The organism is Chitinimonas koreensis (assembly GCF_014353015.1).
GTDB lineage: Bacteria > Pseudomonadota > Gammaproteobacteria > Burkholderiales > Chitinimonadaceae > Chitinimonas > Chitinimonas koreensis.
Genome location: NZ_CP060704.1, coordinates 3,087,098 through 3,105,458, shown reverse-complemented (window position 1 = coordinate 3,105,458; position 18,361 = coordinate 3,087,098). Strand labels below are relative to the sequence as shown.

14 protein-coding genes are annotated in these 18,361 nt (G+C 69.4%); 3 read left to right on the top strand and 11 right to left on the bottom strand.

Features of this window, described 5'->3' with window-relative positions; genetic code table 11:
* Positions 1-111 precede the first annotated feature (111 nt).
* Together H9L41_RS13000 and H9L41_RS12995 are read left to right on the top strand one after the other, a co-directional pair.
* A complete protein-coding gene (locus H9L41_RS13000) occupies positions 112-1,365 on the top strand; it encodes an efflux RND transporter periplasmic adaptor subunit (protein ID WP_265583765.1) in 1,254 nt (417 codons plus the stop codon).
* Entirely contained in the window at positions 1,305-4,439 is a 3,135-nt protein-coding gene (locus H9L41_RS12995; RefSeq protein WP_028446944.1) for an efflux RND transporter permease subunit, read from the top strand. The genes H9L41_RS13000 and H9L41_RS12995 overlap by 61 nt, the downstream gene beginning before the upstream one ends.
* Positions 4,440-4,657: 218 nt before the next feature.
* On the opposite strand, the gene H9L41_RS12990 is transcribed toward H9L41_RS12995, so the two are convergent.
* From H9L41_RS12990 to dhbC, 7 genes are all read right to left on the bottom strand, one after another.
* Positions 4,658-5,170 (bottom strand): hypothetical protein, encoded by a 513-nt coding sequence (locus H9L41_RS12990; protein WP_028446945.1) that lies wholly within the window; start codon positions 5,168-5,170, stop codon positions 4,658-4,660.
* Positions 5,171-5,441: 271 nt separating this feature from the next.
* Positions 5,442-5,813, bottom strand: coding sequence for an MmcQ/YjbR family DNA-binding protein (locus H9L41_RS12985; protein WP_028446946.1), 372 nt, complete (start codon positions 5,811-5,813; stop codon positions 5,442-5,444).
* Positions 5,814-5,857: 44 nt separating this feature from the next.
* Positions 5,858-7,231, bottom strand: a complete 1,374-nt coding sequence (locus H9L41_RS12980; protein WP_051319168.1) for a S41 family peptidase — start codon at positions 7,229-7,231, stop codon at positions 5,858-5,860.
* Between the two features lie 146 nt (positions 7,232-7,377).
* Positions 7,378-8,148: a 2,3-dihydro-2,3-dihydroxybenzoate dehydrogenase gene (locus tag H9L41_RS12975; RefSeq protein WP_028446947.1), complete on the bottom strand. Its 771-nt coding sequence runs from the start codon at positions 8,146-8,148 to the stop codon at positions 7,378-7,380.
* Positions 8,149-8,183: 35 nt separating this feature from the next.
* Positions 8,184-9,065 carry an isochorismatase gene (locus H9L41_RS12970; RefSeq protein ID WP_028446948.1) on the bottom strand — a complete coding sequence of 294 codons (882 nt, stop codon included), beginning with the start codon at positions 9,063-9,065 and terminating at the stop codon, positions 8,184-8,186.
* A gap of 181 nt (positions 9,066-9,246) precedes the next feature.
* Positions 9,247-10,866, bottom strand: coding sequence for a (2,3-dihydroxybenzoyl)adenylate synthase (locus tag H9L41_RS12965; protein WP_034607406.1), 1,620 nt, complete (start codon positions 10,864-10,866; stop codon positions 9,247-9,249).
* A complete protein-coding gene (gene dhbC, locus H9L41_RS12960) occupies positions 10,863-12,059 on the bottom strand; it encodes an isochorismate synthase DhbC (RefSeq protein WP_028446950.1) in 1,197 nt (398 codons plus the stop codon). Before dhbC ends, H9L41_RS12965 begins: the two co-directional genes overlap by 4 nt.
* A 472-nt stretch (positions 12,060-12,531) precedes the next feature.
* Here dhbC and H9L41_RS12955 point away from each other — a divergent pair, with 472 nt between their 5' ends.
* Positions 12,532-13,638 carry a 3-deoxy-7-phosphoheptulonate synthase gene (locus tag H9L41_RS12955; RefSeq protein ID WP_308417330.1) on the top strand — a complete coding sequence of 369 codons (1,107 nt, stop codon included), beginning with the start codon at positions 12,532-12,534 and terminating at the stop codon, positions 13,636-13,638.
* Positions 13,639-13,770: 132 nt separating this feature from the next.
* Here the strand turns inward: H9L41_RS12955 and H9L41_RS12950 are convergent, their stop codons facing one another.
* From H9L41_RS12950 to H9L41_RS12935, 4 genes are all read right to left on the bottom strand, one after another.
* Positions 13,771-15,864 carry an acyltransferase family protein gene (locus H9L41_RS12950; RefSeq protein WP_265583764.1) on the bottom strand — a complete coding sequence of 698 codons (2,094 nt, stop codon included), beginning with the start codon at positions 15,862-15,864 and terminating at the stop codon, positions 13,771-13,773.
* A 183-nt stretch (positions 15,865-16,047) separates the two neighbouring features.
* The gene (locus tag H9L41_RS12945) at positions 16,048-16,848 is read right to left on the bottom strand and encodes an alpha/beta hydrolase family protein (RefSeq protein WP_187523392.1); all 801 of its coding nucleotides are present in this window, start codon (positions 16,846-16,848) and stop codon (positions 16,048-16,050) included.
* Positions 16,785-17,510 carry a hypothetical protein gene (locus H9L41_RS12940; RefSeq protein ID WP_187523391.1) on the bottom strand — a complete coding sequence of 242 codons (726 nt, stop codon included), beginning with the start codon at positions 17,508-17,510 and terminating at the stop codon, positions 16,785-16,787. The genes H9L41_RS12945 and H9L41_RS12940 overlap by 64 nt, the downstream gene beginning before the upstream one ends.
* Positions 17,453-18,034, bottom strand: coding sequence for a hypothetical protein (locus tag H9L41_RS12935; protein WP_187523390.1), 582 nt, complete (start codon positions 18,032-18,034; stop codon positions 17,453-17,455). The genes H9L41_RS12940 and H9L41_RS12935 overlap by 58 nt, the downstream gene beginning before the upstream one ends.
* Positions 18,035-18,361: the final 327 nt, after the last annotated feature.

The following is an 18,361-nucleotide window of genomic DNA, read 5'->3' as shown; positions in this document are numbered from 1 at the left end:
TCGCCCGCAGCCGGTCGCCTGCCGCCGGCCACCCGTTTTCCGTCATCCATCCGCAAGAGGACCACCCCGCGCCGGCGCCTGCCGCCAGGACCCGCCGGCCGGGCATCAGCCATGTTCAACAAAGCCCTTTGCCTTCCCTGCCTCGGCCTTCTCGTGCTGGCCGGCTGCAATGCCGAGCCCGAGCAACCGCCGCCCGAGCTCGCGCCCAAGGTCGGCGTGGTGACGCTGCAGGCGCAGGACGCGGTGCTGCGCAGCGAGCTGTCGGGCCGCACCAGCGCCTACCGCGTGTCCGAGGTGCGGCCGCAGGTGTCGGGCATCGTCCGGCGCCGCCTGTTCGAGGAGGGCGCCGCGGTGCGCGCCGGCCAGGTGCTGTACCAGATCGAGCCGGCCAGCTACCAGGCCGCCCACGAGCAGGCCGAGGCGGCGCTGGCCAATGCCCAGGCCAGCCTCGCCAGCCTGCGCAGCAAGAGCGAGCGCTACGCCGAGCTGCTCAAGATCAAGGCCGTCAGCCAGCAGGCCTACGACGAGGCGCAGGCCGCCTACCAGCAGGGCCTGGCGGCGATCAAGGCCGGCCAGGCGACGCTGAAGACCGCCCGCGTCGAGCTCGACCGCACCCGCATCGTGGCGCCGATCGGCGGCCGCATCGGCCGCTCGGGCGTGAGCGAGGGCGCGCTGGTCACCGCCGGCCAGGGCGACGCGCTGGCCACCGTGCAGCAGCTCGATCCGATCTTCGTCGACATCGTGCAGTCGAGCCAGGAACTGGTGCGGCTCAAGCGCCGGCTGGCCGCCGGCGGCCTGTCGCCGGCCGGCGCCCGGGTCGCGCTCAAGCTCGAGGACGGCAGCGCCTACGAGCACCCCGGCGTGCTCAAGTTCGCCGAGGTCGGCGTCGACCCGGCTTCCGGCGCCGTCACCCTGCGCGCCCAGTTCCCCAATCCGGACGGCCTACTGATGCCGGGCATGTACGTGCGCGCCGAGGTCGAGCAGGGCATCGAGCGCGGCGCCATCCTGGTGCCGCAGCAGGGCGTGAGCCACAACGTCCGCGGCGAGCCGACCGCGCGGGTGGTCAACGCCGCCAACCGGGTCGAGGAACGCGTACTGCGCGCCGAGGGCACCAGCGGCAACCGCTGGATCGTCACCGCCGGCCTCAAGCCCGGCGAGCGGCTGATTGTCGACGGCCTGCAGCGCGCCATCCCGGCCAGCCGGTCGAGCCGGTGGCGGCCACGCTGTCCGATGCGGCCGCGCCCGCGGGCGCCACGCCGGCCGCCGCGGCATCGGCCGCCGCCGTCAAGAAGGGCGGCTGAGCGATGCTGGCCCGTTTCTTCATCGACCGCCCGGTGCTGGCCTGGGTGCTGGCCATCGTGGTGATGCTGGCCGGCGCGCTGGCGGTGCGCGTCCTGCCGGTCTCGCAATACCCCGACATCGCGCCGCCCTCGGTCATGATCGGCGCCAGCTACCCCGGCGCCTCGGCCCAGGTGGTGGAAAACAGCGTGACCCAGGTGCTCGAGCAGGAGCTCAAGGGCCTGGACAACCTGATGTACTTCAGCTCGACCAGCTCCTCGAGCGGCCGCGCCGAGATCATGCTGACCTTCAAGCAGGGCACCGATCCGGACATCGCCCAGGTGCAGGTGCAGAACAAGGCCAGCCAGGCCAGCAGCCGGCTGCCGCCGCAGGTGCAGCAGAACGGCCTGTCGGTGAGCAAGCTGCAGAGTGGCTTCCTGATGATCCTGGCCTTCTACGACAAGACCGACCGGCGCAGCGACACCGACATCTCCGACTGGCTGGCCAGCACGCTGCAGGATCCGCTGAGCCGGGTCGAGGGCGTCGGCTCGGTGCAGAACTTCGGCTCGTCCTACGCCATGCGGATCTGGCTCGATCCGCACAAGCTCGACAGCTACGGCCTGATGCCCGGCGACGTGACCGACGCGATCGCGCGGCAGAACACCGAGGTCTCGGTCGGCGAGCTCGGCGCGCGGCCGGCGCCGGCCGAGCAGCAGCTCAACGCCACCGTCACCGCGCTGTCGCGCCTGCAGACGCCCGAGCAGTTCCGCGACATCGTGGTCAAGACCCGGCCCGACGGCGCCGTGGTGCGGCTGTCGGACGTGGCGCGGGTCGAGCTCGGCAACGAGCAGTACGGCAGTACCTCGCGGCTCGACGGCCATCCGGCCTCGGGCCTGGCGATCATGCTGGCGCCCGGCGCCAATGCGCTGACCACCGCGGCGGCGGTCAAGGCCCGCGTCGAGGCGCTGCGCGGCGCCTTCCCGGCCGGCATCGAGCTGGCCTACGCGGAAGACACCACCCGCTTCGTCAAGCTGTCGATCCGCGAGGTGGTGAAGACGCTGGTCGAGGCGGTGGCGCTGGTGGTGCTGGTGATGTACCTGTTCCTGCAGAACTGGCGCGCCACGCTGATCCCGGCGGTGACGGTGCCGGTGGTGCTGCTCGGCACCTTCGGCGTGCTGGCGCTGGCCGGCTATTCGATCAATACGCTGACGCTGTTCGCCATGGTGCTGGCCATCGGCCTCCTGGTCGACGACGCCATCGTGGTGGTCGAGAACGTCGAGCGCATCATGCGCGACGAGGGGCTCGACGCGCGCGCGGCCACCGTCAAGTCGATGGGCGAGATCAGCGGCGCGCTGGTCGGCATCGCCCTGGTGCTCGGCGCGGTGTTCCTGCCGATGGCCTTCTTCGGCGGCTCGGTCGGCGTCATCTACCGCCAGTTCTCGATCACCCTGGTGGCGGCGATGGCGCTGTCGGTGCTGGTGGCGATCTGCCTGACGCCGGCCTTGTGCGCCACCTTCCTCACCGCCGGCGCGCACGGGCCGGGCCGCGGCTTCCTCGGCTGGTTCAACCGCCGCTTCGACGCGGGCCAGGTGCGCTACGCCGGCCTCTTGCGCGGGCTGCTCGGCCGGCCGCTGCGCTTCGGCCTCTGCTACCTGGCGCTGGTCGGGGCGATGCTGTGGCTGCACCAGCGGCTGCCCACCGCCTTCATTCCCGACGAGGACCAGGGCACGGTGATGGTGCAGTTCAACCTGCCCAGCGGCGCCACCTACCCGCGCACCGCCCGCGTGGTCGAGGCGGTCGAGCGCCACTTCATGCAGGCCGAGAAGGACAATATCGACGCCATCTACACGCTGGCCGGCTTCAGCTTCGGCGGGCCGGGCCAGAACGCCGGCATGGCCTTCATCTCGCTCAAGGACTGGTCGCAGCGGCCCGGCGCCGAGCGCAGCGCGCAGGCCATCGCCGAGCGCGCCAACGCGGCCTTCGCCGAGCTGCGCGACGCCGAGGTGTTCAGCATGGTGCTGCCGCCGATCGAGGGACTGGGCCAGACCAACGGCTTCGAATTCTGGCTGCAGGACATCAGCGGCCAGGGCACCGCCCGGCTGGCCGAGGCCGGCGAGGAACTGATGCGGCAGGCGCGGCAGGACCCGCGGCTGATGGCGGTGCGCGCCAACGGCGACGCGGCCGCGCCGCAGCTGCGCGTCGACATCGACCAGGTCAAGGCCGGCGCGCTCGGGCTCGACCTGGCCGACGTCAACGCCACGCTCGGCACCGCCTGGGGCGGCAGCTACGTCAACGACTTCGTCCACCGCGGCCGGGTCAAGAAGGTGTTCGTCCAGGCCGATGCGCCGTGGCGCTCGCGGCCGGAAGACATCCGCCAGTGGTCGGTGCGCGGCGCGGGCGGCGCGATGACGCCGTTCTCGGCCTTCGCCAGCACGCGCTGGGAGGACGGTCCGGCCCAATTGCGGCGCTACAACGGCCTGGCCGCCAGCCAGGTGTTCGGCGCGGCGGCCGGCGGCGTCAGCTCGGGCGAGGCGATGGCGGCGGTCGAGGCGATCGCCGGCAAGCTGGCCGGCACCAGCTACGAATGGAGCGGGCTGTCGTATCAGGACAAGCTGTCGAGCGGCCAGGCGCCGTGGCTGTACGCGGCCGCGATCCTGTTCGTCTTCCTCTGCCTCGCCGCGCTGTACGAGAGCTGGTCGATCCCCTGCGCGGTGCTGCTGGTGATCCCGCTCGGGGTGTTCGGCGCGCTGCTGGCGGTCACGCTGCGCGGCCTGCCGAGCGACATCTACTTCCAGGTCGGCCTGCTTACCACCATCGGCCTCGCAGCCAAGAACGCGATCCTGATCGTCGAATTCGCCGAGGCCGCGGTCAGGCGTGGCGCGGCGGCGCGCGAAGCGGTGATCGAAGGCGCCCGGCTGCGGCTGCGGCCGATCCTGATGACTTCGCTGGCCTTCGGCGCCGGCGTGGTGCCGCTGGTGCTGGCCAGCGGTCCCGGCTCGGCCAGCCAGAACGCGATCGGCACCGGCGTGCTCGGCGGGGTGCTGTGCGCGACGGTGCTGGCGATCTTCTTCGTGCCGCTGTTCTATGTGGCGGTGCGCGGGGTGGCCGGTTGGCTCGGCGGGCGCTGGGCGCCGCGGCGGGCGGCGGCGGGCCAGGCTTAGCGGGATGGGGGCCGGCGTGCATTCCGACGGTGACATGGAACGACGTCGATGTCGGAATGCATGCCGACCTGCCGTAGCCGCCGCGACGGCGCCGGCTGGGTGCCGGCCCGGTCAGTCAGCTCGATGAAGTACTCGGCGGCGGCGCGGGATTCGGAAGTACCGCTTCTCCGGTTCGGGCTGTCTGAAGCAGGCGATTTTTCGTCGCCGGGCGGCAGTGGCTAGCCGGCCAGATAAGACCTGACGCGTTCATCCTTGAGCAGGACGAGGACGCCTTCGGCGATGCAGCCATTCAAGTCCTGCATCAATGAGCCGCTGGTGTGGGGCACTTTGAAATCGAGGGTCTGCCCATTGCCCAGCGTGACCCGGAATTCGATATTGCTCTTCCAGAAGAACGCATTGGTATAGGTGCTGAGCAGCGAATTGACCTTGATCGCCATGGTTTTTTCACCGCCCGCACCGGTGCGGTTTCCGTTCTTCTGCAATTCCTTCCGAGTCTGCTGGACCATCGTTTCGGTAATCGCCTGGAGGTCGGAACTCAGTTGCGAGCCCACATACGAATAGACGATGACCGGCTCCGCCGATGGCTGGGCGTTCGAAATGGCTACGTCGCCGGAAACGTTGAACGCAGGGATGAGGCCATCCCGCAATGGGTATTCCGCGGGCTTGAATGCCAGCGTGCCGCAGCCGGTCAGGACGGTGATGCATGCACAGAGGGCGAGCAGATTGCGCATCGGGTTCTTTCTATTCGAGTGATGGAAAAGGCATGGGCCTGCCAGCGGCGAGACGCTGAACGGGCATTTCAAAATATATCATCCGTGTGGCCATGCCCAGGCGGATGGCAGGGCCGGCATGCCTGTCCGCCCGTGCAAAATCGGGCAGTCAGGCGTCGAATGCTGGATGTTTAGCCCGACTCGCTTCGTGTATTGGAAGGCTGGTGGAAAAGCTGATGGATGGGCTGTCGCTTGCGATGTTCTGGAATTCAGCGGGCAGTCGGCATTCGGATCACGGCGTTACGGCCTTTCCCAGCGCCCGCGCCTGCGCGACCTTCGACAGCGAACCCAGCGCCTTGCGATAAGACCATTCGACCAGCTCGGCCAGGTAGTCCTCCGGCATGCTCCGCACATCGACGATGGTGACCCAATGGTAGCGGCCACGGTAGCGCGCCGGCTTGATGCCGGGGCGGTCGGTCAGCTCGACGAAGCGTTCGGACGTGGTGCGGATGCTGAAGCGCCACTTCTCCGGTTCGGACAGCTTGAAATAGGCGAATTCCTTGCCGCCGATGCGGTAGAGCAGCACGTTGCCGGGCGGTCCGATGACCTGCTCGGTGGCGCCGGGGAAGCGGGCGCAGAAGGCTTGCAGTTGCTCGGTGTCCATGGCGCCATCCTGTTGATCGATTGGAAAGGGTTCGTCGTGCCGCTTCAGCCGCCGGCGGTATCGAGCCGCGCCAGCAGGGCGTCCACCAGCTCGCGCGGGTTGAACGGACTGTCGGGCAGCAGCAGGTCCGGCTTCACCAACGCGGCGCCGGTCGGCCCGGCCGGCCGATCGAGCACGAAGCGTGGCGCGCTCAGCACCAGGCCGGTATGCGGCAGCGGCAGGCTCTGCACGCCGCCGCTCTGGCGCGCACGGGCATAGCCGCCGGCGCCGGCCACAGTGGCGAAGCCGTAATCCTGCACCACGTTGGCGAACAGGATGGCCGACGAATAGGTATGGCGGCCGATCAGGACGTAGGTCCTGCCCGCGAAGTGCAGCGGATGGCCGGGCTGCGGCGCGATCTCGCGCTCGATGCTGCCGGCCACGACCTCGCCCACCCGCTCGCGCTCGTTGCGGCGGTTTTCCAGCACTTTCTTCAGATAGCTCGAGCCGATGCGGTAGGGCTTGTCGGCGATATAGCGCAGGATGCCGTCCTGCCACATGTCGTCGTCGCCGCCGTCGTTGTCGCGCACGTCGACGATCAGCGTCTCCACCTTGGCCTCGCGCAGCGTGGCGAAGGCACGTTCGGCGAAGTCGAAGAAGGGCTTCTTGTCGTCCTGGTAGAACGAGCGCACGGTCAGCAGCGCCGCTCGCTTCGGCAGCAGTTCGAGCCGGTAGTTGCGCTCGAAGCTCGCCTGCTCCTGGATCGGTGCCGGAACCGCACGGCCGGCGGCAACCTGCATCGGCCGGCTGCCGTCGGCCGTGCGCACCACCAAGGGGTAGCTGGCCGGGCTGCCGTACAGCTTCCAGTAAAGGAACGGCCAGCGCCGGCTGGCCAGGTGGGCACGGTATTCGGGCGTGTCGCCGTGGGCTCGGGCCAGGACGGCAGTGGCGGCCTCGGCGGCAGGCCGGCCGCCGATCGATTCGATGCGCGCGCCGGCCAGCGGGCTGGCGCCGCCGCCGAGTTCGGCGCGGATGAAGACCTCGCCGGCCGGCGTGAGGTGGACTTCGAACGGGAACAGCGTACCGCCGGCCGCCAGGTGGGCCTCGGTCTGCGCCTGCCAGCCGCGCTGCAGCACGGCCAGGTGGCCGTCGGCGAACACCGGGTTCAGTGTCGCCAGCACGCGCCAGGCCTGGTCGCGTGTCATCGGCTGGCGCAGCTGCGCCTCGACCTGACGGTAGGCCCGCTCCAGTGCGGCGGCATCGGTCGAATGGCCGGGATCGGGATGGGTCCGGGCGATGGCGTCCTGCAGGAAGCGGAAGTCCTGCTGCAATTGTTCGACGGAATAGGTCGGGGTCGACGGCACGGCGTCGGCCTGCGCGGCTGCGGCCGGCCAGATGGTGGCGAGGGCGAGCAGCGCGGCGCGCAAGGTCTTGGGCATGGGAATCCTGGATCGGGATGCGATGGCGGAGCCGGGCCGGCTGCCGCGGCCGTACGCTAAACCATCGCGGCGCATCGCGCCAAAGCCCGGCTGCCGCCACCCGGTCGACCGTTGCGGCGCCGCCGCAGCCGGCCATGGCCGCGGGTTCAGGCGTCCAGCGTCGCCCCGCCGTCGACCCGCAGATCGTGCAGCGTGATGTGGCGCGCACGGTCCGAAGCCAGGAAGCAGACCGCCTCGGCGATGTCGGCCGGGTCGGCGATGCGGCCGAGCGGGATGCCGAGGCGGAAGCCGGCGGCCGAGCCCTCGATCACCGAGCGCGCGCTGTCCGGGCCGGTCCACAGCTGGCGCTGCATCGCGGTATCGGTCGAGCCGGGCGAGACGATGTTGCAGCGGATGCCGTGCGGCGCCAGCTCGAGCGCCAGGCAGCGCATCAGCTGGGCGGTGGCGGCCTTCGACGCCGCGTAGGCGGCCATCTGAAGCCGCGGCGTGCTGGCGGCGTTGGAGCCGACCGTGACGATGGCGCCGCTGCGCCGCGGCAGCATGCGACGGGCCACTTCGCGGCTCAGGCGGAACACGCCGGTGGTGTTGACCGCGAAGGTGGCTTCCCAGTCGGCGTCGCGGGTGTCGAGCGCGGCGCCCAGGCGCAGCACGCCGGCCACGTTGGCCAGGATCCCGATCGGGCCGAGCTCGGCCTCGACCCGGGCGACGGCGCCGTCGACCGCCGCGGCGTCGCACAGGTCGACCGCCAGCGCCAGGTGCGGCCCGCCGGGCAGCGTGGCGGCGACGGCCGCGACGCGGTCGGCCTGGCGGTCGAGCACCGCCACCCGCGCGCCGCGCTCGGCCAGCATCTGCGCCACCGCCAGGCCGATGCCCTGGGCGGCGCCGCTGACCAGCGCGATCTTGTTTTCGAATTCCATGCTTCCTCCTTCTCGTGTGCGGACCGGTATTCCGCTCAGGCCGCCTGCAGCGCTTCCAGCCGCGGCCACCACTGCGCCAGCGTCGGCTGCTCGGCCAGCTCGGCGAAGGTGACCGGGTGGCCGCCGGCGCGCCAGCGCTCGACCAGGCTCATCAGCCGGATCGAGTCGAGGCCGGCGTAGACCAGGTTGTCGTCGGCCAGCAGGTCCGAGGCCGGCACCTGCAAGAGCTTGGCGACCTCGGCGCGCAGCGCGTCGAGGCTGGCCGGCAGGGCGACGGCGGCGGCCTTGGGCGCCAGCGCGGCCAGCACCTCGGCGGTGGCGCGCACCGCGCCGCAGCGGCGCGACACGTAGTCGAGCGCCATCCGGTGCTCCTCGGCCGAGAAGTCGGCCACCGCGTCGCCGACGTAGATCGGCCGGATATCGCGCATGAAGGCGTCGGCGGCGGTCACCAGGCAGCCGATGTGGGCGTAGATGCCGCAGATGATCAGCTGGTCGCGGCCCTGCGCCTGCATGCGCTCGGCGAGGTCGCTGCGGGCGAAGGCGCTGTAGCGCCACTTGGTCAGCACGGTGTCGCCCTCGCGCGGCGCCAGCGCTTCGATCACCGGCGTGCGTTCGGGCTGGGCGGTGATGCCGGGGCCCCACCATTCGGTCAAGAGGCCGCGCTGCTCGGGCGACTGCTCGCCGGGCTGGGCGGTGTAGACCACCGGGATGCCGGCGGCGTCGCAGGCGGCGCGGAGCCGGCGGATATGCTCGACCAGCGTCGGGATCGGCGCGGCGGCGTTGTCGTAGAAATCGAGGAAGTACTGCTGCATGTCGTGGATCAGCAGCACGGCGCGCTTCGGTTCGGGCAGCCAGTCGACGCGGTTGTCGGGCAGCGCGGTCGGCATCGGGTAGGAGGCGATCTTGGGGATGGTCATGGGTGTCTGCTTGGGGCTTGGACGGCGGCCGCCATGGCCGCCCGTTCGAAAGTGGGATGCGGACGGGAAACGCTTACCGCGGAGGACGCCGGGGAGGCCGGGACCTCGGCACGTCCCGCGCTTCCCTCCGCGTCTTCGGCGTCCTCTGCGGTAAAGCGGTTCTTCCGCTGCGCGGTTCGCTTCAGTCGGCCGCGGCCAGCTGCCGCGCGATCCGTTCGCGCAATTCGCGCTTGTCGACCTTCCCGACGCCGGTCTTGGGGAACTGCTCGACGAACTCGATGCGGTCCGGGATCTTGTACTGGGCCACGCCGCGCTCGCGCAAAAAGCCCATCAGCTCGATCGCGCGCGGCGGCCTGCCGCGGGCGACGATGAAGGCGCAGCTGCGTTCGCCGAGGTAGGCGTCGGGCATCGCCACCAGCGCTGCGTCGTGCACCGCCGGGTGGGCCAGCAGGTGGTTCTCCACCTCCTCGGCCGCCACCTTGTCGCCGCCGCGGTTGATCTGGTCCTTGGCGCGGCCTTCGACCGCCAGGTGGCCGCTCGGCAGCCGCCGCACCAGGTCGCCGGTGCGGTAGAAACCGTCGGCGGTGAAGGCGCGCGCGTTATGCGCGTCGGCGCGGTAGTAGCCGCGAATCGTGTAGGGGCCGCGCGTCAGCAGGTGGCCGACCTCGCCGTCGGGCAGGTCGCGGTCCTCGTCGTCGACCACCCGCACCTCGTCGTGCGGCGAGATCGCGCGGCCCTGGCTGTGATGCAGGATCTCGTCCGGGTCGTCGTCGCGGGTGTAGTTGACCAGGCCCTCGGCCATGCCGAACACCTGTTGCAGCCGGCAGCCGAGCTCGGGCAGCACGCGCTGCGCCGCCTCGGCGCCGAACTTGGCGCCGCCGACCTGCAGCAGCCGCAGGCTGGCCAGCTCGGCGCGGCGCGACCTGGCCGCTTCGAGCCAGACCATCGCCAAGGGCGGCACCAGCGCGGCGATCGTCACGCCCTCGGCGGCGATCAGCGGGAAGGCCTCGTCCGGGCTCGGCCGCCGCGCCAGCACGATGCGGCCGCCGGCATGCAGCACGCCGAGCGTGCCGGGCGAACTGAGCGGGAAGTTGTGCGCCACCGGCAGCGCGCACAGATAGACGCTGTCGGCGCCGAGGCCGCAGATGCCGGCGCTGGCGCGCACGCTGTAGAGGTAGTCGTCGTGGGTGCGCGGGATCAGCTTGGGCAGGCCGGTGCTGCCGCCCGACAGCTGCAGGAAGGCCACGTCGCCGGCGGCCGGGCCGGCCAGCGCGCGCGGCTCATCGTGCAGGCCGTCCAGCGCGGTGAACTCGGCGGCGTCGCCGGCCACGATCACCAGGGCCAGTTCCGGCACCTCGCGCTGTACTTCGCGGGCCAGGCCGCGGTAGTCGAAGCCGCCGTCGAGGTCGGCGATCACGTAGGCGCGCGCCTCGGCGAAGCGGCAGAAGTGGACGATCTCGGCCCGACGGTGGGCCGGCAGCGCGAACACCGGCAAGGCGCCGATGCGGAACAGCGCGAAGCAGACCGAGAAGAACTCGGCGATGTTGGGCAACTGCACCACCACCCGGTCCTGCGCGCGGATGCCGATCCGGTCGAAGCCGGCGGCCAGCTGGTCGGCGCGGCGGTCGAGCTCGGCATAGGACCAGCGCCGCGAGCCGCAGACGATGGCGGTGCGGTCCTGATGCTGCTCGGCGCGCGCGCGCAGCAGCGCGCCGAAGGTCTCGCCGGTCCAGTAGCCGAGCGCGCGGTAGCGTTCGGCGAACTCGGCCGGCCAGGGCGTGAAGCCGGGCAGGGCGCTCATGCCGCGTCCTCCAGCACCGATTCCAGTTCCATCGCGTTCAGCATGGTGCGCAGCTTGGCGCTGGTCTCGGCCAGCTCCAGCGCCGGCTCGGAGCCGGCCACGATGCCGGCGCCGGCGTACAGCGTGGCCGAGCGCTCACCGACCTCGGCGCAACGGATGGTGACCGCCCATTCGCCGTCGCCGTCGGCGTCGCACCAGCCGACCAGGCCGGTGAAGAAGCCGCGGTCGAAGCCCTCGACCTCCTCGATGAAGCTGCGCGCCGCATCGGTCGGATGGCCGCAGACGGCCGGCGTTGGATGCAGCGCCAACGCCAGCTCGAGCGCGCCGTGGCGCGGATCGGCCAGGTCGCCGCGGATCTCGGTGGCCAGGTGCCACATGCTCGGGGTGGAGACCAGCGAGGGGCCGGCCGGCACGTGCACCCCGGTGCAGTAGGGCCGCAGCGCCTGGGCCACCGCGTCGACCACCAACTGGTGCTCGTGGCGGTCCTTGGCCGAGCCGAACAGCCGCTCGGCGCGCGCCTGGTCCTCGACCGGGTCGGCGCTGCGCGGGATCGAGCCGGCCAGCGGATGCGACACCACCTGCATGCCGCGGCGCGACAGCAGCAGCTCGGGGCTGGCGCCGACCAGGGTGCGGCGCTCGTCGTCCTGCTCGGGCAGGTCGATGGCGAAGGTGTAGCCGCGCGGATTGCGGCCGGCCAGCCGGCGCAGCAGCGCGGGCACGGCGACGTCGGCCTCGACCTTCAGCGAGCGCGACAGCACCACTTTCTCCAGCGCGCCGTCGCCGATGTGGGCCAGCGCGCGGGCGACGTTGCGGCGGTAGCGGTCGGGCGAGGGCGCGGCCTCGGCGGCGGCGTCGCGCTGGGCCGGCAGGCGCGGCTGGGCGATCGGCGCCGGGCCGTCGACGCCGTGGCCGAACACCACGCCTTCGGGAACGAACAGGTGGGCCGGCGCGTCCTGGTTGAACGGCACGGCGCCGAGCAGCAGCGGCCGGGCCACGCCCTCGGCGCGGACGGCGGCGAGCAGCGCGGCGGCGCGTTCGGCCAGGGTGGCGGCCGGGCCGTGCGGCAGCGTGGCGTGCCGGCCCTGGGCCAGCACGGCGCGGCGCGGCGAGACGAACAGCGAGCCGCCGGCCGGATAAAGCCGCAGCAGGTCGGCCGCTTGCGGCGCGGCCAGGGCGGATTGCGGGTCATGCATGGGGGTGCTCCTCATCGGATGGACCGGCTCGGGGCCGGTTCGCGCTATCGGGGCGGATGCGGCGGGCGCCGGCCCGAACTGCCGGCCGCGCTGCGCCGGCTCGTGGCTGGCGCGCGGGCGGTGCGCATCGCTCGTCGGTACCCGGCGGGGCGGTTCGCCATGCGGCGGCCGGGCCTTGCCGGGTCCGGATGGGGCGCATCCTAATGCAAAATCGATCAAATGCAAATGAGATTGACTCGCATTATCATGATAGGCATGATGAATGACTGAAAAGAAGCTGCCAACCTTCTCAGGAGGAGAGGCGCAGACTTCCCGATGGAATAGGGCGCGCTGCCGCATTCCATCATGCGAGACCCGGCGTCTCGCCGGCCGCGCGGCCGCGAGCGTCACCCCACGAGAGCACCAATATGGCCCCGAATCGCCCCTACGCCCGTTCCCGCTTCAACATGCCGTCACTGGCCGGAGGGTTGCGATGACGGCCTCGCTCAGCATCCCGCCGGTGCCGACCCGGCGCCCGGCCCTGGACGGCGTGCCGCCGCCGTCGCCGATCGAATTCCACCCCATGCCTTCGCCGGCCGAGCTGCGCGAACGGCTGCCGCTGTCCGAGCGCGCCGCCGCCACGGTGCAGGCCGGCCGCCGCGTGCTGCGCGACATCCTCGACCGCAGCGATCCGCGGCTGTTCGTGGTGGTCGGGCCGTGCTCGATCCACGACCCGGCGGCCGGGCTCGAGTACGCGCGCCGGCTGCGGCGCCTGGCCGACGAGCTCGGCGACACGCTCTTCCTGGTGATGCGCGCCTACTTCGAGAAGCCGCGCACCACGGTGGGCTGGAAAGGGCTGATCAACGATCCGGACATGGACGATTCCTGCCGCATCGCCGACGGCATGGCGCTGGCGCGGCGCTTCCTGCTGGACGTGAACGAACTCGGCCTGCCGGTGGCGACCGAGGCGCTCGACCCGGTGTCGCCGCAATACCTGGGCGAACTGGTGAGCTGGACGGCGATCGGCGCGCGCACCACCGAATCGCAGGTGCACCGCGAGATGTCGTCGGGGCTGGCGTCGCCGGTCGGCTTCAAGAACGGCACCGACGGCAGCGTCGAGACGGCGGTCAACGCCATCCTGTCGGCATCGGGCCCGCACGCCTTCCTCGGCATCGGCCGCGACGGCCGCGCCGCGGTGGTGCGCACGCGCGGCAACCGCCATTGCCACCTGGTGCTGCGCGGCGGCGGCGGCCGGCCCAACTACGACACGGTCAGCGTCGCGCTGGCCGAGAAGGCGCTGGAGAAGGCGCACCTGCCGCGCAGCATCGTGGTTGACTGCGCCCACGCCAACTCCTGGAAGCAGCACGCACTGCAGCCGATGGTGCTGGCCGACGTGGTGGGCCAGCTGTGCCACGGCAACCGCGCGATCCGCGGCGTGATGATCGAAAGCTTCCTGGAGCCGGGCAACCAGCCGATCCCGGCCGACCTGTCGCAGCTGCGCTACGGCTGTTCGGTGACCGATCCGTGCGTGGGCTGGGAGACCACCGAGGCGATGCTGCGCGAGGCGCGGGCGAGGTTGCGCAAGGCACTGGCGTTCTGAGGCCGCGCCGGCAACGGCACCACGCCGGACCCGGCACTGGACGAGGTCCGGAAACCGGACGGCGAACGGCGCGATCGATACCTTGCAGCGCAGGGCCGGACCGAGGCGAATGCCCGGTCCGGCCCTGCGGCTTTATTGCTGCGCGAAGACTGTCCTGAACATGGGGACGAGCAGCTTGTTGCCGAATTCGCTGAGATGGTCGTCGTCGTAGTAGATCGGCCGGCCGGCGAGCGTGCTCCGGCAGACGTCGCCCTTGCAGAGGTAGGGCAGCGGATCCAGGATCTTCACGCCGCAGCGCTCGGCCGCCGCGTCCTGGGCCCGCCAGACCGGGCGGTGGCGCTGTTCGTATTCGGTCCGGGTGATCGAGGGCTCGATCGGCGAGCCCACCACCAGCGACCTGGCCACCACCTTCGGTACATCCACGCCCATTTCGGGAATCGGGCGGACGATGAAGACCTTGTGCTTCTTGGCGACGGTGCAGGCCGCAGAGATCAGGTGCTCGGAGAATTCCTGCAGGTAAGGCTCGGTCGCGGTGGGGTAGGCCTGGGTGAAATAGAAGGCCGGCTTGCCCGCCGTACCCTCCCAGGACTCGTTGTGCCCGACGGCGTAGACCGAGGTCCGGTTCAGGATCACCACCGGCACGTCGGCCGGATAGTCGTCCATCTTGCGCAACGCCCACTGGTTGAACTCGCTGCAGGCCCTGCCGCCGGGGAAGCGGCCCGGCGCGTTCCAGCCGTCGAGCAGCATGGGGCAGCTCATGTAGCTGAGGTCGAGCACACCCAGGTCACGGCTCGGGACCGCGTCCGCCAGCGCGGTGACGGTCGCCGCCGCATGGCTGTCGCCGATCAGGATCGCGGCGACCTTCTTGCCGCCGTAGACGCAGGCCGGCGAAGTCGGGCTGTCGATCGCGAAGCAGCTCGGCCGGCGTGGATCGAGATCCTCGGCTTCCCGCGCGGCGATCTCCACCGCGGCCGGCATCCGGCCCTGCACGCCCTGCTTGAGGTAGACCCCGGCGCAGAGCACGGCGGTCGCGGCCGTGGCGACCGAGATCAGCCCGATCTCGAATGGCATCCTGACCCGGTCGAGGAGCTTGCGGGCCGGCGCCTCGACCAGCAGGTAGGACAGGTTGCCCAGCAGTACCGACAGGCCGATGCCGATCAGGGCGGCGTCATAGCGGCCCTTGAGGTTCAGGTAGACCAGCGCGACGACCACCGGCCAGTGCCACAGGTAGATCGAATAGGAGCGCGTCCCCAGCCATTGGGCCAGCGTGTTGCCGGTCCAGTACGACTTGCTGCGGGAAGCCGCCATGACCAGGGCCGTACCCGCCACCGGCAGCGCGGCACGCCAGCCCGGCCATTCGCTCGCATGATCGAACAGCAGGATCGACGCGACGATGAGTGCGAAACCGGTGATTTCGAGCGCGGCCGGCGGAATTCTCCGCTGCGCCGCAATCCGGTCGTTGGCCAGGAACAGCAGGCCGCCGAGCAGCATTTCCCAGGCGCGGAACGGCAGCATGTAGAACGCCAGCGAGGGCTTGTCCGGCGTCACGTAGGCCGACAGGGCCAGCGACAGCAGCAGGACGGCGGCCAGTGCGCCCGCGACCGCCTTCTTGCGCGGAAACAGTTTCCAGATGATCCAGATGCCGATCGGCAGGATGAGATAGAACTGCCATTCGACCGACAGCGACCAGGTATGGAGCAGCCACTTCTCGTGCGAGGACGAATCGAAATAGCCCGATTCCCGCCAGAACTTCACGTTCGAGAGGAACAGGAGACTCGAAATGGCGTGCGAGGCAAACAGCTTGTAATCGATCGAGGTCAGGCAGAACCAGCCGAGGATCAATAATGTCGCGCACAGAAAGACCAGCGCCGGAATGATCCGGCGCGCACGGGCCATGTAGAAGCGGATGAAGGAAAACCGGTCTGCGGCCAGGGCCGTGACGATGATCGACGTCATCAGGAAACCGGAGATGACGAAGAAGATGTCCACGCCGACGAAACCGCCTTGAAACGGTGCAATGCCGAAGTGGTACAGGACGACGCTGACGACGGCCCAGGCGCGCAGCCCGTTGATGTCCGTTCTGAAATCGCGAGACTTGTTCTGACTGCCGTGCACCGAGTTCTCCTGCTGGGCGGACGTTGGGCGGGGATATCGATTTCGAGCCGAAATCGCCGGACATGGCCGGCGAATGCCGGCGCGGTGCGGGTTCGCCTTTGAACAAGGCAAGAAACGCGGCTTCCGTCTTGCCTCGCCGGCGACCCGATATCCACCGGGGGCGGGCCCGAACCGGGCCAGACATCGCCGGCGCCATGGCCGCCCGGCGGAAGGCGGCACATGATAGCCGGCCTGCCTTCCGCTTGGAACGGCCGCTATCGCACGGACGGGCGGAGGTTGCCGGCCGTCCTCGCTTCACTCGGCCCGCTTCAGGTTGCGCTCGAGGAAGGCCTCCACCCGCTTCCAGAAGTCGATCCGGTTCGGTTCGAGGTACCAGCCGTGCCCCTCGTCCGGATAGGTGATCCACTCCACGTCGGCGTTCTTCCGCTTGATCGCGCTGTAGAGCTCGGTGCCGTGCTGCAGTGGCACCCGCGCATCCAGCGTACCGTAGGCCATCAATAGCGGCTGGCGCAGTTTATCCGCCTGCTCCAATGGCGAATCCCGCTTGATCATTGCGGCGTCGGCGATCGGGTCGGCCACCAGCTGGCGCATGCCGTAGCGCAGCCAGTCATTGGTGAAATTGCTCCAGGCGTTGTCGAACATCAGGTTGATGTCGGTTACGCCGAGCCACTGGAAGCCGCAGCGATACAGCTCCGGGTAACGGATCAGGCCCATCAGCGTGGCGTAGCCTCCGTAATTGGTGCCGCCGATGGCGATCCGGTCGGGATCGGCCAGGCCCTCGGCGATCGCCCAGCGCGTCGCGTCGGCGACGTCGTCCACCATGCCCTGGCCCCACTGCTTCCAGCCGGCCCGGTAATGCTTGAAGCCGAAACCGGTGCTGCCGCGGAATTCCGGCTCCAGCACCAGATAGCCGCGCGAGGCCAGGAACTGCGCCTGCGCTTCCCATTCCCACGACCCGCCGCGCATGAAGGGGTCTTCGTGAACCATCACCACAGTCGGCAGCTTGCCCCTGGCAGCATTGGCCGGCTTGGTCACATAGAGCGGGATGGACAGTCCGTCGCGTGCCGCAACCCGGAGGAAGTCGCGGCGGCCCATCTGCTTGGCCTCGATGTCGGGATGTGGGTGCCGATCGGCACCAGCTCGTCTTTGCCGGGCCGGTAGAGCAGGTATTGCTCGGGCGAGCGGTCCGATCTGACGGTGATCAAGTAAGCGGCGCTCGACAGGCAGTTGCCGCAGGAGATGGTGTTGATGGTACCGGGCAATTTTTCGTCGATCCGCTTCTGCAGCATCTTCATGGCCGGATCGATCCAACTGGTGTCCCAGGCGTCGCTCTGGTAGTGCAGGCCGATGAATTTGCGAGCCTTGAGGTCGAAGATCGGTACGGCGTCGAAGTCGAAGCCATCGAGCTGGGCGATGGGCTCGTCGGCGATCTTCCTGGCCTTCAGATCGTATCTGTACAGCCCCGAGCTGTTTTCGCCGATCGCCCGCTTTACATACAGCGTGTCCTGATAGTCGACGAAGCTGGGCTCGAAGTCATGGCTGTCATATCGGTCGAGGTCTGCCAACTTGCTCCAGCTCTTGTTTGCTTTGTCATAAAGATGCAGGAAAAGGCGGTCCTTGTCATAGCTAAGACCGATCAGTGGCACACCGTCCGGGTTGATCAGCCAGCCGACAGTGCCGGTCGGTGCGCCGCCGTCGATCAGGGGGTGAGCGCCAGCGTCTTGCTGTCGAACCGGTAGAGCGAGATGGAGCTCCACGAATAGTCGACCTTGTTGTAGACGGTTTTCCGCACCAGCAGATCGTTGGAACCGTCCCCAAAGGTTGCCACGTAGCGGTAGTCCCAGGGGAGGACCCGGCGCTTGATATGGCTGCTGGTGTCCTCCTGGCTGTAATTCCAGTTCTGCGTCATCAGTTGGGTGCGCTGGCTGCCGTCGCGATTGATTGCAAAGGCGCTGCCGATAGTGAGTTCCTGCTCGCCGCGGGTGTCTTCGAAGTCGTAGTAGAGCCGGTCGTTGTTGATCCAGTGGGCCTGGTTGATATCGACATCGCCGTAGTTTGCGATGATCTTGAACGCCTTGATGTCGTCGCTCTCGACGACCGCCAGCGCCATGCGTCCGGAGGCGTTGCGCAGCCTGACCGCGAGGTGCTTGCCGTCGGGTGACAGCTCGGGCGATTCGAATTGGGGATTGAGAAAGTAGGCTTCCAGGCTGGGTAATTCATCGGCCAGGGCCCAGGGCGCAAGCAGGGCGGATGCAAGCGTGGCGAGCAGGATTTTTTTCATGGATCGAATCTGTTTAATCGAATTGAACGAAATAGAAATGCTATCGACAGGACCGATAGACTCCCGCATGGCCGGCCCGACGGGCCTCGGAATATAACAGACGTCGTGGCGCTATTCACGCCGATGGCCGCTGCTGCCAATTGATTTGCAGCAATGTGCCTGAATTGGGCGAATTCGAATCGGATGTTCGAATCGTTTATTCAATTCAGATGTGTGGCTTGGTGAAATGCCTGGCCAATCTATTGCATTGGCATGTGGCACATTGGCCGGATAACATTTCTGGTCGGTAGCGGTGCCGCAGGCCGCGGCCTGCCGCTAAGCTGGACC

Excerpts from the sequence above, each read along its gene's own strand:
- H9L41_RS13000 (WP_265583765.1), top strand. The coding sequence starts at position 112 with ATGTTCAACAAAGCCCTTTGCCTTCCCTGCCTCGGCCTTCTCGTGCTG.
- H9L41_RS12995 (WP_028446944.1), top strand. The coding sequence starts at position 1,305 with ATGCTGGCCCGTTTCTTCATCGACCGCCCGGTGCTGGCCTGGGTGCTG.
- H9L41_RS12990 (WP_028446945.1), bottom strand. The coding sequence starts at position 5,170 with ATGCGCAATCTGCTCGCCCTCTGTGCATGCATCACCGTCCTGACCGGC.
- H9L41_RS12985 (WP_028446946.1), bottom strand. The coding sequence starts at position 5,813 with ATGGACACCGAGCAACTGCAAGCCTTCTGCGCCCGCTTCCCCGGCGCC.
- H9L41_RS12980 (WP_051319168.1), bottom strand. The coding sequence starts at position 7,231 with ATGCCCAAGACCTTGCGCGCCGCGCTGCTCGCCCTCGCCACCATCTGG.
- H9L41_RS12975 (WP_028446947.1), bottom strand. The coding sequence starts at position 8,148 with ATGGAATTCGAAAACAAGATCGCGCTGGTCAGCGGCGCCGCCCAGGGC.
- H9L41_RS12970 (WP_028446948.1), bottom strand. The coding sequence starts at position 9,065 with ATGACCATCCCCAAGATCGCCTCCTACCCGATGCCGACCGCGCTGCCC.
- H9L41_RS12965 (WP_034607406.1), bottom strand. The coding sequence starts at position 10,866 with ATGAGCGCCCTGCCCGGCTTCACGCCCTGGCCGGCCGAGTTCGCCGAA.
- dhbC (WP_028446950.1), bottom strand. The coding sequence starts at position 12,059 with ATGCATGACCCGCAATCCGCCCTGGCCGCGCCGCAAGCGGCCGACCTG.
- H9L41_RS12955 (WP_308417330.1), top strand. The coding sequence starts at position 12,532 with ATGACGGCCTCGCTCAGCATCCCGCCGGTGCCGACCCGGCGCCCGGCC.
- H9L41_RS12945 (WP_187523392.1), bottom strand. The coding sequence starts at position 16,848 with ATGGGCCGCCGCGACTTCCTCCGGGTTGCGGCACGCGACGGACTGTCC.
- H9L41_RS12935 (WP_187523390.1), bottom strand. The coding sequence starts at position 18,034 with ATGAAAAAAATCCTGCTCGCCACGCTTGCATCCGCCCTGCTTGCGCCC.